This is a genomic window from Catenuloplanes nepalensis, from assembly GCF_030811575.1.
GTDB classification, from domain to species: Bacteria; Actinomycetota; Actinomycetes; order Mycobacteriales; family Micromonosporaceae; genus Catenuloplanes; species Catenuloplanes nepalensis.
This window is the reverse complement of sequence record NZ_JAUSRA010000001.1, coordinates 245,586-259,986: the sequence shown is the minus strand read 5'-3', so window position 1 is coordinate 259,986 and position 14,401 is coordinate 245,586. Positions and strand designations below refer to the sequence as shown.

Sequence of the window (14,401 nt, the reverse complement as noted above, 5' to 3'; positions counted from 1 at the left end):
CCTCAGCTCAGGAGCACGACACCCGGTGACCGACGCCAATATCCTGCAACAAGAGATCGCCATCGAGCAGCGCCACGTGGACATCGTCTATGCCCGCCTGGCGCACCTTCGCCAGGAGGCCGCCAAGGCCGAGAGGGCGGGCTACGGCCTTGCCCGGGTCGGCAACTTCGGCGCGCTCGTCGAGCGCGACGCGATGGTCTTCCACGCGGCGCGCCGGCGCAGGGCGCTGGACACCGAGCACGAGGGCCTGGTCTTCGGCCGGCTCGACCTGAAGACCGGCCAGGTCTACCACGTGGGCCGGCTCGGCATCCGCAGCGAGGGCTCCGAGCTGCTCGTCATCGACTGGCGTGCCCCCGCCGCGGCCGCGTTCTACCAGGCCACCGCGAAGGACACGCGTGACGTGGTCCGGCGGCGCATGATCCGGTCGACCGGTGAGCGCGTCACCGGCATCGAGGACGACCTGCTCGACCCGGAGGCCGCGCCGGACGACATGCACATCGTCGGTGACGGCGCGCTGATGGCCAGCCTCGGCCGCGCGACCGGCACCGGCATGAAGGACATCGTCGCCACCATCCAGCAGGAGCAGGACGAGGCGATCCGCGCACCCTCGTCCGGCGTGACGATCGTGTCCGGCGGCCCCGGCACCGGCAAGACCGCGGTGGCGCTGCACCGCGCGGCGTACCTGCTCTACTCCGACCGCAACCGCTTCGCCGGTGGCGGCATCCTCGTGGTCGGCCCGTCCGGCGTGTTCGTCAACTACATCGCGACCGTGCTGCCGTCGCTCGGCGAGGACTCCGCCACGCTCCACTCGCTCGGCTCGCTGGTGCCCGGCATCAACGCGGTCCAGGTCGACCCGGCCGCGGTCTCGGCCGTCAAGGGCTCGCTGCGCATGCGCACGGTGCTGGAGCGCGCCACCCGCGACGCGGTCCCGTTCGGCCCCACCGAGCTGCGCCTGCTCTACCGCGGCACGCTGCTGCGGCTGACCGCGGAGGACCTGGACCGGGCGCGCGAGCGGGCGCTGCCCAAGGGCACCCGGCGCAACGAGTCGCGGCGGGCCGGATTCGACAACATCTTCCAGGCCCTGTGGTCGCAGGCGCAGCGGCTGCGCGTGCCGACGCTCCCGGCCCGGCCGGAGTTCGAGGCCGAGCTGGCCGAACGCGACGACTTCCGCGACTTCCTGCGCGGCTGGTGGCCCCGGCTGCGGCCGATGACGGTGCTCGCGTGGCTGGCCGACCCGGAACGACTCCGGCGGTACGCGCACGGCATCCTCTCCAACGCCGAGATCCGGCTGCTCCGCGACGCGTTCGCCACGCTGACCACGGACGGGCCGACCATCGCGGACGTGGCGCTGCTCGACGAGCTGGACGCGTTGCTCGGCCAGCCCCGCAAGCCGCAGCAGCGCAACCGCAACCCGTTCCACGCGGGCGGCGGCGTGCAGGAGGTCAGCACGTACGCGGACCGCCAGCAGGCCGCACGCGCCGCCGCCGTCGAACGCCCGGAGGACTACCGCGACTACGCGCACGTGGTGGTGGACGAGGCACAGGACGTGTCCCCGATGCAGTGGCGCATGCTGGGCCGCCGCGCCTCGATCGCATCCTGGACCATCGTCGGCGACCCGCTGCAGGCCGCCTGGACCGGCGACCCGGCCGAGCTGAGCCGCGCACGTGACCAGGCGCTCGGCGGCAAGAAGCGGCACGAGTTCACGCTCAGCACCAACTACCGCAACTCGCGGGAGATCTTCGAGGTGGCCGCGGCCGTCATCCGCCGGGCGTTCCCCGGTGAGGCGCTTCCGACCGCGGTCCGCTCCACCGGCGTCGCCCCGATCGAGCGCACGGTCAGCCGGGACGAGCTGCCCGGCGCGATCCGCGACGCGGTCACCGGCCTGCTCACGCAGGTGGAGGGCACGGTCGGCGTGATCACCCCGGTCCCCCGCCGCGCCGAGATGGCCGCCTGGGTCGCCGGCCTGAACGACGACCGCGTCCAGGTGGTCACCAGCCTCCAGGCCAAGGGTATGGAGTACGACGGCGTCGTCCTGGCCGAGCCCGAGGACATCCGCACCGACTCCGAGTCCGGCGTCCGCACGCTCTACGTCGCCCTCTCCCGCGCGACGCAGCAACTCATCACGCTCGGCACCCGCCCATACCACCACTGACCTTTCAGCATCAGGTCAACGCGCCCACGATCCATGATCCAGGCGTCCCCGAAGTCGTCAGAACACCTTGGGGGACGCCTGGACCACGGGAGAGCCGCCGGGCGGTGACCCCGCTCCTGGATGGTCAGTGAGCCGCACCAACGCGGAAAACCATGCACAACCGGATATTCCCGCTTCCGGCGGCCCAGGTCCGCATGCTCCCGCGGGCACCGGTCGTCGCTGGCGCTCCTCCCTGCCAGCCCCGTGGCCGCAAGCCCAAACCCCCACCACCTCGGGTGTTCCGCGCTCGGGCGTTCCGCGCTCGGGCGTTCCGCACTCGGGCTTCCGCACTCGGGCGCAGAGCGCGGAAGGCGCCCGAAGTTCCTGCGCGGTCCGTGGCCGCAAGACCACGGTCTACGCTGCGGTCGGGCGCTGCGGTCGGGCGCTGCGCGCCCTGAAATTTCGTCATATCTTGCCCACCCGGAGCCGCCACCCCCGCAGAGAACACCGCACCAGGCCTGAGTGATCAATCAGTGGAGCAAAAGATAGGTCATTTAGCGAAGTTGACCTATCTTTTGCTCCACTGATTGATCACTCAGGCATCGGGTTCAGTGCGGCCGGGCTTGTATGACGCGACAGAGCAGCATCTCGGCGGATTTATGGGAAATGCCGGGCAGGAGATGCCCGGGTTTGCCGCCGACTTGATCTGGCAAGCGACGCGACACGGGCCGCCGGCGAACGGTGCGGCCGGAGACCGGCGATGACCGATGACCGAGATCGGTGGCCAGCGAAACCGATGGAGACCGACCGGCAAGACCAGCACAAACCGGCGCCGAAGCCAGCGACCAGCGGCGAAGCCAGCAACCAGCGGCAAAGCCAGCAACCAACGCCAAAGCCAGCAACCAACGCCAAAGCCAGCAACCAACGCCAAAGCCAGCGACCAGCGAAGTTGACCAGCCGGGGCCGAGGAGAGCGGCGGCGGCCGGAGGCCGGCGGCGCCGGATCATCGGCATGAATGTGACCAGGCCGGCGGTAGGTGGGGTGGGGTCAGTCGGCGGGGGTGCGGGGTGGGGGTATGGCGTTGCGGAGGTCGGTGAGCTGGCGGCGGACGGCGGCGAGTTCGTCCTCGAGTTGGACGATGCGGACGGCGGCGGTGAGCGGAAGACCTTCGTCGAGCAGTTCGCGGGCGCGCGCGGCCAGGTCGAGCTGGTGGCGGGAGTAGCGGCGGTGGCCGCCGGCGGAGCGCTGCGGGGTGATCAGGCCGGCCTCGCCGAGCGCGCGGAGGAACGCGGGCGTGGTGCTGACCAGGTCGGCGGCGGTGCCGATGGTGTAGGCGGGGTAGTGCTCGTCGTGGACGTGGCCGGGCCGGGTCACTCGAAGCCTTTCGCGCGCATTAGAGCCTGTATCGACGTGGGAGACGGGCTGCGGCGAGGCCCGGGCGCCGCCTGGCCGCACGTCGCACAAGCCCACATACAACACCGGTATGAGGGCTTCCGCGCCGCACACCCTCCACGACACCTGGACCGCGCCTCGCTCCGGCCCTCACTTCGATACAGACCGTAGAAGGCCCCGGGACGCTAGGCGTCCCGGGGCCCGGGCAGACAGTTTCCTGATCGGTCGCCGTCCGCACTGGGAACCAGGTCCACGATGACGAACGACGCCGCGCGAAACAATCCGGCGTGCCGGGCGATCTTCGATGCGGCGCACTCCCGCGTGCGGGACCGGCCGCTGCCCGGCGTCGGAAAACTACCCAAATCTCGTGAGCCGACCGAGGTCGGCAAAGGCAGTGCTCGTGGCGACCACCCCTTTGTCGGTTGGGGACGGAATCACTTCAGAGACCTGAGATATGTCGTCGCCCTCCTTACCAACTCGGCGTTCGGAGCCGGACCGCGGGCGCACCCCGCCTCTCGGCGAAGGGCGGCGAAGCCGGCACCTCTTGCCCGTTCGTCATGCTCTCGGTCATCACGAACGAGCTTTCTCAGCAAAGCTTAGATCCGCCACGAGCAAATATCTAGTCCCGGTACGACAGATTTTTTAGTCCAGCGATCAACAGTTCACCATCCGCACGTTCTCAGGCGTCGGTCAGCGCGGCGACCACGGACGCGCGGGCCGCCCGGCGGGCCGGTAGCACGGCCGCCACCAGCGCGGAACCGGACGCCACCGCGGCGAAGAGCGCGAGCTGACCGACCGGGAGTACGGGCAGGCCGGCGCCGTACGCGCTGATCAGGCCGAGCGAGGCGGCCCAACCGGTGGCGGCACCGAAGACCACGCCGGCCAGCGCGCCGACCAGCGCCATCAGCGCGGCCTCGCTCAACAGCGTGGCGCGCAGCTGGCGGCGGGTCAGGCCGAGCGCGCGCAGTGTCGCGGACTCGCGGGTGCGTTCGAAGACGGAGAGCGACAGCGTGTTGCTGATGCCGAAGAGCGCGATCAGCACGGACATGCCGAGCAGCGCGGCGAAGATGGCCAGCAGCTCGTCCAGCGAGGCGGTCAGCGACTCGGCCGCGTCCGCCGCGCTCTCCACCTGCACCAGTGGATGTTCGGCCAGCGCGGCGTCGACGACCTGGCGCGCGGTGGCGACGGACGTGCCGGCCGCCACGTCGATCAGCACCCGGTTCGGCGCTCCCGCACCGTACGCCGCGGTGAACCCGTCCCAGGAGAGCATCACGGACGCGTCCAGCGGCGCGCCGTCGTACAACGCGATGATCGTGACCTGTCCCGCGCGCGGCAGCGTGAGCCGATCGCCCAGGCCGGCCCCGTGCGCGGCCGCGTAGTCGCGCTGCACGGCAGCGGTCCCGGCCGTGAGCGCGCCGAGATCGCCCTCCTTGACCTCGGGCCGGACCGCGCCGGAGGTGGCCCACACCGCGGCGTCGCCGTAGAAGCGCGGATCGGTCTCGCGCGAGGCCAGCCGGGCCGGTGCGACCGTCGCCAGCTCGGGCCGCGCCGCGAGCGCGTCGATCGCCTCCTGCGGGACGCCGTCGGCCGCGGTGACCGGCGCGTCCACGTTCACCCGCTTCGGCGTCAGTACGAAGTCGACCGGGAAGTTCTCGGTCAGCTCCTTGCCGGCCTGGTCACGCGCGGTGGCCAGCAGCACGCTGAACAGCGACATCAGCGTCACGCCGATCATCAGCGCGCTGGTGGTGGCCGCGACGCGGCGCGGGTTGCGGTACGCGTTCAGCGTCGCCAGCCGCATCGGTACGCCGAACACGCGGGCCGGCAGCGCGCCGACCGCCCGGATCAGCCGCCCGATCACCAGCGGCGCGCCGGTGACCATGCCGAGGAACGTCAGCATCGCGCCGCCCAGCACCAGCGGCAGCCCGGCGAAGTCCAGCGCCAGGCCGCCCAGCCCGATCAGCAGGCCGAGCACTGTCAGCACCGCGCAGACGACCGCGCGGGAGCGCCGCCCGGTCTCGCGGTGCTCCATCGCGCCCGCGTCGCGCAGCGCGGTGAGCGGCGGCACCCGGCTCGCCGCGACCGCCGGGACCAGCGCGCCGAGCAGCGTCAGCGCGGTGCCGAAGCCGACCGCGACCAGCACGGTCGGCCAGCGCAGCACCAGCGCGTGCTCCGGGATCGAGGTGGCGACCAGCTCGCGGGACAGCAGCAGGCCCTGACCGACCACGAGGCTGGCCAGCACGCCGCCGAGCGAGGCGAGCACGCCGAGCACGGACGCCTCGATCAGCACGGTGCCGAGCACCTGCCCGCGGGACGCGCCCACGCAGCGCAGCAGCGCCAGTTCGCGGCCGCGCTGCGCCGCCAGCATCGCGAACGTGTTGTAGATGACGAAGCCGGAGACGGTCAGTGCGACCAGGCCGAAGCCGATCAGCACGGAGAGGAAGCCGTCCACGTACTTGGCGGCCTCGGTGGCCAGGTCGTCGGCCAGTTCGTCGCCGGTCATCGCCCAGCCGCCGGTGGAGACGGCCTGCACGCGCGACCGCAGCTCCTCCTGGCTCACGCCGGGCGCCGCGGTCGCCACGATCTGGGTGTAGCGATTCGTGTTCGTGATCCGGAGCAGGTCGGCGTCGGTGAGCGCGCCGACGGACGAGCCGCCGAAGAGCTTGTTGACGCCGAGGTCGAGCACCCCGACCAGCGTGAAGCCGACTGGTGCGCCGTCGCGCCCGACCAGTTGCACGGTGCCGCCGAGCATGAAGCCCTGCTGCTCCACCGTCTGCTTCTCGACCGCGATCTCACCGGCCGCTTCCGGCACGCGACCAGAGACAACGTCAAACCGCGACAAATCATCAGAAGTGGGTACGGAGATGCCGTAACCGACGTGACCGCTGGTGATCAGGAGCTTGCCGTCCGCGCCGAGCATGCCCATGTTCGCGATCACCCGGCCGTCCGCGGCGGCGACGCCGTCGACCGCGCGGACCCGGTCGAGCGTGCCGCGGTCGAGCAGGCTCCAGCCGGACTGGACCACCACGTCCACGTTGCGGGACGACTTCGCCAGGTCGTCGTAGAACGCGGCGCGCGCGGTGTCGCCGTAGACCAGCGAGCCGGCGAGGAAGCTCACACCGACCACGATCGCGGCCGCGGTCATCAGCAGCCGGACGTAGTGCGCCCGCAGGCCGGCCAGCGCGACACGGAGCATCGGTTGATCAACTTTGGGCACGGCGACCAGTGTGGCCGCTCAACGTTGAACCACCAAATAGCCCGACGCCTGCGGGAACCGGCCGGGAGCGGCATGATTCGGTACGGATCAGAGACGTCCATGAATGGAGTGGATCATGCAACGCCGTACCGTTCTCTCGATCGCCGCCGCCGTCCCCGCGGCCGCGCTCGTCGCGCCCGGCACCGCACAGGCCGGCGGGAAGCGATCCGTCACCACGATCGACCTCCCGCCCGGCTGGCAGCCCGAGGGCATCGCGATCGGCGACCGCCCGGTCGCCTACTTCGGCTCCCGGGTCGACGGGTCGCTCTACCGCGCCAGCCTGCGCACCGGCGAGGGGGAGGTCTTCAGCCGCGGCCCCGGCACGCCGTCGCTCGGCCTGAAGATCGACGACCGCGACCGGCTCTTCGTCTCCGGCGGCACCGGAGGCGACGCCCGCGTCGTCGACGCTCAGTCCGGCCGCGTGCTGAAGTCCTACCGGCTCGCCACCGGCACCGCGTTCATCAACGACGTGGTGCTGACCGGCGACGGCGCGTGGTTCACCGACTCGTACAACCCGGTGCTGTATCGCCTCTCGCTCGGCCGGCGTGGCAGCCTGCCCGCGGCCGCCACCGCGCTGCCGCTGACCGGCATCACGTTCACGCCCGGCGGCGTCAACACCAACGGCATCACACTCACGCCGGACCGCCGTGCGCTGCTCGTGGTGCACTCCCCCACCGGCGTGCTCTACCGGGTGGACACCCGGACCGGCACCGCGACGCCGGTCGACCTGGGCGGCGAGACGCTGGTCAACGGCGACGGGCTGCTACTGGAGGGGCGCACGCTCTACGCGGTGCAGAACCGGCTCAACCAGGTCGCGGTGGTCCGGCTCGCCCGCGACGGCAGCTCCGGCCGGGTGGTGACCCGCGTCACGGACCCGAGCTTCGACGTGCCGGCCACGGTCGCGTCGTACGGCGACCGGCTCTGGTTCCCGAACGCCCGCTTCACCACGCCGCCGACGCCGGAGACGACCTACACCGCGGTCTCGATCAGGAAGCCCTGATCCGGCACCGATTCCCAGTCCCATGTTTGCATACATAGCAATACGAACATATATTGCGTACGTGAGCACGGGACGACGGAAGGTGTAGCTCGTGGGAGCGGGACACGACCACGGACACTCGCTGGCCGAGGCAGGTCAACGGCATCGCGGCCGACTGTGGGCCGCCGTCGCACTGCTCGCCGGATTCCTCCTGGTGGAAGCGGTCGCGGCGGTCCTCAGCGGCTCGCTCGCGCTGCTGTCCGACGCCGGGCACATGTTCACCGACGTGCTCGGCATCGGCATGGCGCTGGCCGCGATGACCGCGGCGGCCAAGGCCGGCGGCCGCGACCGGAACACGTTCGGGCTGTACCGGCTGGAGGTGCTGGCCGCGCTGGCGAACGCGCTGCTGCTCACCGGCGTGGCGGTCTACGTGCTGATCGAGGCGGTGCGCCGGCTCGGCGAGCCGCACGAGGTGGCCACCGGCCCGATGCTGATCGTGGCGATCGGTGGCCTGCTGGTGAACCTGGCCGCGTTCGCGCTGCTCCGGTCCGGCGCGAAGGAGAGCATCAACGTGCGCGGCGCCTACCTGGAGGTGCTCGGCGACCTGTTCTCGTCCGTCGGTGTGATCGTGGCCGCGCTGATCATCTCCGCGACCGGCTGGTGGTACGCGGACCCGCTGGTCGCGGTGGCGGTCGCGGTGCTGATCGTGCCGCGCACCTGGAAGCTGGGCATGGCCGCGCTGCGCATCCTGGTCCAGGCCGCGCCCGCGCACCTGGACGTGACCGCGGTGCGCACCCGGCTGGCCGAGGTGCCGGGCGTGTGCGACGTGCACGACCTGCACGTCTGGACGCTCACCTCGGGCATGGACGTGGCCAGCGCGCACCTGCGCCTGGAGCCGGCCGCGGAGGCGACGCTGGTGCTCAGCACGGCGCGCGAGGCGCTGCACCACGACTTCCACATCGACCACGCCACGCTCCAGCTGGAGCCGCAGACCCCCACGCCATGCGGTCCCAGCTCCTGGTGAGTGGTGCGTGGTGAACGCCACGTCCTCGGGGTGCCCCTAGGGGCCGGACGGGCCCATCTGCGCCCGCCGTCGTACGGCGGGTGTCCCCGGCGGGATGACGCGCGCGGGCGCCGTACCCCGGGATGATCTGGGTCATGAAGCCGAGAGTGCGCAAGACGCTGCTGGTCACGCACGTCGCGACGTCGGTGAGCTGGCTCGGCGCCGACCTGGTGCTGCTCGCGCTGGGCGCGGCCGCGCTGGCCGGCCGGGACCCGGGCGAGGTCTATCCGGCCGCCGCGTTGATCGGTGACGTGCTGCTGCTGCCGCTGACCGTGGCGATCTGGGTGATCGGCGTGGCGAACGCGCTGCTCACGCCGTGGGGCCTGGTGCGGCACTGGTGGGTGACGGTCAAGCTGGCCATCACGACGGTGCTGCTCGGGCTGGTGTTCTTCCTGCTCACGCCGGGGCTACGCGAGGCCGCGGGAGCCGGCGCCGAACTGGCCCGCAGCGATCAGATCAACCTGGTGGTGGCGCCGAGCGTCTCCGGCGCGCTGCTGATCCTGATGATCGCGCTGTCCGTGTTCAAGCCGTGGGGACGGATTGGGCGGTCCGGTTCGCGGTGACAATACGAGCATGCGGGTTCTCATCACGAACGACGACGGGATCAGCGCGACCGGGCTCCGGGCGCTGGCGGAAGCGGCGGTGAAGGCGGGCCACGAGGTGGTCGTGGCCGCACCGCGCACGGAACACAGTGGGTACGGCGCCGCACTGATCGCCGCACCGAACGACGACGGACAGATCGAGGTCGAGCCGCACACGCTCGACGGGCTGCCGGGCGTGCGGGCGTACGGCGTGGCCGCCTCGCCCGCGTTCATCGTGGTCCTGGCGCTGCGCGACGCGTTCGGCACGCCGCCGGACGTGGTGCTCTCCGGCCCGAACCGGGGCGCGAACGCGGGCCACGCGGTGCTGCACTCCGGCACGGTCGGCGCGGCGCTCACCGCGGCGGCCGGCGACCGCAGCGCGATCGCGGTCTCGCTGGACGTGGTCTCGCCGCTGATCGACGGCGGGTCACTGCAGGCGCTGAGCGGGATCGGCGACGACGAGCGGCACTGGGACACCGCGGCCACGGTCGCGGTGGACCTGCTCGCCACGCTGACCGAACTGCCGTCCGGCACGGTCCTGAACGTCAACGTCCCGGACGTGACGATCGAAGACCTCAAGGGGGTACGCCGGGCCGCGCCGGCCGGCTTCGGCCAGGTGTCGGTGGCGCTGGAGGAGTCCGGCGAGGGTTACCTGCGCACCGGGATGCGGATCAGTCAGGAGCGGGCCGCGCCGGGCACGGACCTGGCGCTGCTGGCCGACGGATACGCCACGGTCACGCCGCTCACCTCCGTGGACGACGACCGCTCGGTGGACCTGCCGCTTCCGTGACCGCGTGCCGCGGCGCCCCTCCCGGAGCGGCGCGGCCCGCCGCCTCGGCCGGAGTGCCGTGGTGCACGACCTGGGCCGCGGCCGGGCACCCGGCCGGACTGCCGCGCGGCACGACCTGGGCCGCGGCCGGACGCCCGGCCGGAGTGCCGCGCGGCACGACCTCGACCGCGGCCGGACGCCCGGCCGGAGTGCCGCGCGGCACGGCCTGGGCCCCGGCCGGGATGCCGCGCGGCTCGATCTGGACCGCGGCCGGGCGCCCGGCCGGGATGCCGCGATGGGCGAGCAGCGCCCGCCAGAGCGACACCGCGAGCTCCGCGGCCGTCGGTCGGTCCGCGGGCCGTTTGCGCATGCTCCACCGGCACGTCTCCGCGACCGCGGGTGGCAGTCCGTCGACCAGCAGCACCGGCGTGGGCGCGAGCCCGTGCATCGGCCCGGCGAGCAGCGCGCCGGGCCGGGCCGCCGGATAGGGCGAGCGGCCGGTGAGCAGCGCGTAGAGCAGCACGCCGGCCGCGTAGACGTCGTCGGCCGGGGACGGTGGCGGGCCGAGCCGGGCGCGCCGCTCCCCCTGCGGCTCGATCAGCGCGGCCAGCCCGAAGTCGACGATCTTGATACCGCGCGCGGTGAGCATCACGTTCGAGGGGTTGAGGTCGCGGTGCACCACGCCGCGCCGGTGCGCGGCGGCGAGCACGTCGGTGACCGTGGCGACGATCCGGACCGCCTCGCGCCAGGGCAGCGGGCCGCCGGCCACCCGCCCGGCCAGCGAGACGCCGGTGAGCAGCTCCATCGCCACGTAGGGCACGGTGCGGCCGTCGGCCAGCCCGGCGTCGCCGTAGTCGTAGACGCGGGGCACGCCGGGGTGGCGCAGCCGATCGGTGATCCGGGCCTCGCGACGCGCACTCTCGCGCAGCCACGGGTCGCCCGAGGAGAGGACCTTGACCGCGGCCGGACGCCCGTGCAGCGCGTCGATCGCGTGGTAGACCGTGGACAGGCCGCCGCGGGCAACGGGACCGATCACCACGTACCGGCGGGCGAGGGCGGTGCCCAGCCGAAGGTTCAGCCCGGCACCGAGCTGCGAGGAGGCCACGAATCGACTCTTCCGCAGCAGCTCGTGCCGGGCAAGAAGAACTTCTCAGGCGCCGGCCGGAGCCTCCGGCGCCGCGTCGGCGAAATAGGGCTCCGGTGCGCCGAACAGGCCGAGCAGTCCGGTCACCCAGAGCTGCCGGTGGACGAACCGGCTCGGCTGCGTGACGGCCAGCTTGCAGCCGGTCACCTCCGCCGCCTGGAAGCCCGAGACGAGCGCGCTGATGCCGACCGAGTCGATGAAACTGACCAGCCGCATGTTCAGCTCGATGCGGGACGGGCGTCCCTTGGTGAGCACCGCTGAGACCGCTTCGCGGATCTCATGTGCCGTGTCAACATCGATTTCTCCGCGCGGAGCGATCTCGACGACATCATTGGGGAGCATGGTCGTGACGATCGACAGGCTCACGCGAGCACCTCCACCCACACCCGATCTGACAGGGGTTCTTCAGTACGCGGGCCGCGACTGAGCGTATTCCGTCGCTGAGCCCAGTCGCTAGTCCTTCAACGCATGGCATTTTCACCGGGTCAGCCGCGCAAACCCCGCGCCAAATCAGGAAAAACGCCCATTGTGCCTGTAAAGCATCTCATCTCTGCGGGCACGGCCCCGTCCGGGCCCGCGACCCGCACCACCTTAGCGACAGCGAACCAACTCCGCCTGTGTAGAACCTGAGCGGTCGGTCGAAAGAGGGATTCCAGGGTGACGGACGGTGACAGAGGTTAGCAAGGGGCAGGTGGTGCCCACCGCCCCATTTGGCGGGCGACGCGAATAGTCCTCACGCGATCGGTGGTCACCCGTTCGGGTCGCGGACCCGCCGCGGGGGCACCCGATCGGGGCCCTCCCCGCGCGGCGGCGTCCGGCGGCCAAGGGTGCGGCGACCGGAACCGACGACCACCGTATTCCCCCGCGTCCTGACGGCCCGTGGCGACCTGGGCATACGTGACGGGGCACACCGGCGGGGCGAATCGACGCGCACGGGTTTGCCCACCCCGATCCCGGGGCACCTCACATCCCGAGTCGCAGATGTGTTGCACGGACGCCGCTTTCTCTGGTGGCCGGCACGGACCTGGAGGAGGTAGAGCTTCATGGGAACCAACCTGCTTCACCGCAAGACCAAGACCGAGAGGGCGACCCAGCAGGCCTGGGACTACCTCAGGAGCACGATGGAGTCGGCCGGAGGCCTGGCCGACAGCACCCGCAGCACGGTCAGCACGTCGGTGAGTTCCGCGGCCGGCACGATCGGCGCGGCCACGAGCGAGGCCAAGTTCCGCGCTCACGCCGCGCTTGACGCGCTCGCCGGACGCCGTCCGGCGCTGCCGTGGACGCTGATCGCGGGCGCGGCCGTGCTCGGCGTGGCGGTCGGTTTCGCGGTGAGTGTCGCCGCGCGCCGGTCGCTGGCGGAGCGCCCGGCCGAGGACGAGATCGACGACGCCGACGAGGTCGTCGCGATCTACACCGGCGACCGGACCCCGGTCGGCCTGAACGACTGAGCAACTCCGTGATCAAGGCGCTCCTCACCCGAGGGGCGCCTTGATCACGTTCTCTTCAGGACGGACTGCCAGCCGGCCACGGTCGGGTTCTCCGCCAGGTCGAGGTAGTCGGCTTCGTACCCCTCGCGACGCCACTTCTCCACCAGCGTCATGATCCGGATCGAGTCGAGGCCACGGTCCAGCAGGTTCTCGTCGTCCGTCAGGCCGTCCGGGCTCTCGCCGAGCGACTCGGCCACGTCCGCCCGGATCCGTTCCAGGCTCGGCGCGCCCATCACGCGCCCCGCACCAGCGCCAGCGGCTTGACCTCGCCGGCCCGCGGCGTGGCCGCGACCGCCCGGACGATCTCGCCGGACCGCACGGCCACGTTGGACAGCAGCGTGGCCGTGATGCCGTGTGCGTGCTCGGTGCCGCCCTGCAGATAGAGACCGGCCCGGACGCCCGCGCCGGTCACGATCCGGTAGTCGCGGTCCACCTCGATCAGCCCCTCGCCGGTGCGGCGGGCGAGCGGCCCGGCCGTGCCGAGCAGCTTCACCGCGTCCACCGGGCGGTAGCCGGTCGCGTAGACCAGCACGTCCGCGTCGAGTGTCTCCCGGTCGCCGGTCGGCATCGACTCGACCGTGACCGTGACGCCGTCCTCGCGCGGCACCACCTCGGCGACCCGGGACGCGTTCAGCATGCGCAGCCGCTCCCGGCCGAGCACCTTCTCCCGGTAGACCCGCCGGTAGAGATCGTCGATCAGGTCGACGTCCACCACGGAGTAGTTCGTGTTGCGGTGGTAGTCGAAGAGCATGCGCTTCACGTCCGCGGGCGCGCGGTAGTAGAGGTCCACCGCGTCCGGGTCGAAGATCCGGTTGGCGAACGAGCTGTCGTCGGCCGGGCTGTAACCGTACCGATAGAAGACCGAGCAGACCTCCGCGGACGGGTAGCGCTCGTGCAGGTGGCCGACCACCTCGGCCGCGCTCTGCCCGGCGCCCACCACCACGAACCGGCGCGGCTCCGCGGCCGGCAGATCGGCCAGCCGGGACAGCAGGTCCAGGTTGTGCCAGACGCGCGCGGAGAGCATCGCCTCCGGCGGCAGGCTCAGCTCCAGGCCGAGCGCGATCGCCACGTTGCGGGCGCGGCGCACGCCGTCGCGCGCGACCACGTCGAAGCAGACCACCTCGCCGGACTCGTCGTGCACCGGCAGCACGTCGGTGACCTCGGCGTCGTACGCCACCAGGTGGTTCATCCGCTCGGCGGCCCAGGAGAGGTAGTCGTGGAACTCGACACGCAGCGGGAACAGCGTCTTGTGGTTGACGAAGTCGATCAGCCGGCCGCGCTGATGCAGGTACGACACGAAGCTGAAGTCGCTGGCCGGGTTGCGCAGCGTCACCAGGTCCTTGAGGAACGAGACCTGCATGGTGGCGTCCTCGAACAGCATGCCGCGGTGCCAGCCGAACGCGCTCTGCCGCTCCAGGAACACCGCGTCGAGCCCTTCGCCGGCGGCCGTGTGGTCGTTGTGCTCCTGGACCGCGACGGCCAACGCCAGGTTCGACGGGCCGAAGCCGATCCCGACGAGGTCGTAGACCGGGGATTCCGGTTCTCTCGGGATGCTCAAGGCAGAAGCCCTTCTCTGGTACGGCCGGGACACCACGATGAGTA

General features: G+C 71.8%; 12 protein-coding genes. 6 read left to right on the top strand and 6 right to left on the bottom strand.

From position 1 onward, the window contains the following. Window positions 1-25: 25 nt before the first annotated feature. The gene (locus J2S43_RS01130) at window positions 26-2,152 is read left to right on the top strand and encodes a HelD family protein (protein WP_306826597.1); all 2,127 of its coding nucleotides are present in this window, start codon (window positions 26-28) and stop codon (window positions 2,150-2,152) included. A gap of 1,026 nt (window positions 2,153-3,178) precedes the next feature. On the opposite strand, the gene J2S43_RS01125 is transcribed toward J2S43_RS01130, so the two are convergent. After that, entirely contained in the window at window positions 3,179-3,505 is a 327-nt protein-coding gene (locus tag J2S43_RS01125; RefSeq protein ID WP_306826595.1) for a MerR family transcriptional regulator, read from the bottom strand. 697 nt (window positions 3,506-4,202) lie between these two features. After that, window positions 4,203-6,716 carry an ABC transporter permease gene (locus J2S43_RS01120; RefSeq protein ID WP_306826593.1) on the bottom strand — a complete coding sequence of 838 codons (2,514 nt, stop codon included), beginning with the start codon at window positions 6,714-6,716 and terminating at the stop codon, window positions 4,203-4,205. Window positions 6,717-6,852: 136 nt separating this feature from the next. Between J2S43_RS01120 and J2S43_RS01115 the strand changes: the two genes are divergently transcribed. The 4 genes from J2S43_RS01115 (at window position 6,853) to surE (ending at window position 10,189) form a co-directional block, all read left to right on the top strand. Next, window positions 6,853-7,776, top strand: coding sequence for an SMP-30/gluconolactonase/LRE family protein (locus J2S43_RS01115; protein ID WP_306826592.1), 924 nt, complete (start codon window positions 6,853-6,855; stop codon window positions 7,774-7,776). A gap of 91 nt (window positions 7,777-7,867) precedes the next feature. Beyond that, the gene (locus tag J2S43_RS01110) at window positions 7,868-8,779 is read left to right on the top strand and encodes a cation diffusion facilitator family transporter (protein WP_306826591.1); all 912 of its coding nucleotides are present in this window, start codon (window positions 7,868-7,870) and stop codon (window positions 8,777-8,779) included. A gap of 134 nt (window positions 8,780-8,913) precedes the next feature. Further along, a complete protein-coding gene (locus J2S43_RS01105) occupies window positions 8,914-9,381 on the top strand; it encodes a hypothetical protein (RefSeq protein ID WP_306826588.1) in 468 nt (155 codons plus the stop codon). A gap of 10 nt (window positions 9,382-9,391) precedes the next feature. Continuing rightward, window positions 9,392-10,189, top strand: coding sequence for a 5'/3'-nucleotidase SurE (surE, locus tag J2S43_RS01100; RefSeq protein WP_306826587.1), 798 nt, complete (start codon window positions 9,392-9,394; stop codon window positions 10,187-10,189). On the opposite strand, the gene J2S43_RS01095 is transcribed toward surE, so the two are convergent. Beyond that, on the bottom strand, window positions 10,143-11,273 hold the full coding sequence (locus J2S43_RS01095; RefSeq protein WP_306826586.1) for a serine/threonine-protein kinase: 1,131 nt from the start codon (window positions 11,271-11,273) through the stop codon (window positions 10,143-10,145). The two genes, surE and J2S43_RS01095, sit on opposite strands and share 47 nt — an antisense overlap. A 45-nt stretch (window positions 11,274-11,318) precedes the next feature. Beyond that, window positions 11,319-11,678, bottom strand: a complete 360-nt coding sequence (locus J2S43_RS01090) for an STAS domain-containing protein (RefSeq protein ID WP_306826585.1) — start codon at window positions 11,676-11,678, stop codon at window positions 11,319-11,321. Window positions 11,679-12,355: 677 nt separating this feature from the next. Here J2S43_RS01090 and J2S43_RS01085 point away from each other — a divergent pair. Next, entirely contained in the window at window positions 12,356-12,760 is a 405-nt protein-coding gene (locus J2S43_RS01085) for a hypothetical protein (RefSeq protein WP_306826584.1), read from the top strand. Window positions 12,761-12,804: 44 nt separating this feature from the next. On the opposite strand, the gene J2S43_RS01080 is transcribed toward J2S43_RS01085, so the two are convergent. Together J2S43_RS01080 and J2S43_RS01075 are read right to left on the bottom strand one after the other, a co-directional pair. Further along, window positions 12,805-13,032 carry a phosphopantetheine-binding protein gene (locus J2S43_RS01080; RefSeq protein ID WP_306826582.1) on the bottom strand — a complete coding sequence of 76 codons (228 nt, stop codon included), beginning with the start codon at window positions 13,030-13,032 and terminating at the stop codon, window positions 12,805-12,807. Beyond that, window positions 13,032-14,357: a lysine N(6)-hydroxylase/L-ornithine N(5)-oxygenase family protein gene (locus J2S43_RS01075; RefSeq protein WP_306826581.1), complete on the bottom strand. Its 1,326-nt coding sequence runs from the start codon at window positions 14,355-14,357 to the stop codon at window positions 13,032-13,034. Before J2S43_RS01075 ends, J2S43_RS01080 begins: the two co-directional genes overlap by 1 nt. Between the last annotated feature and the right edge of the window lie 44 nt (window positions 14,358-14,401).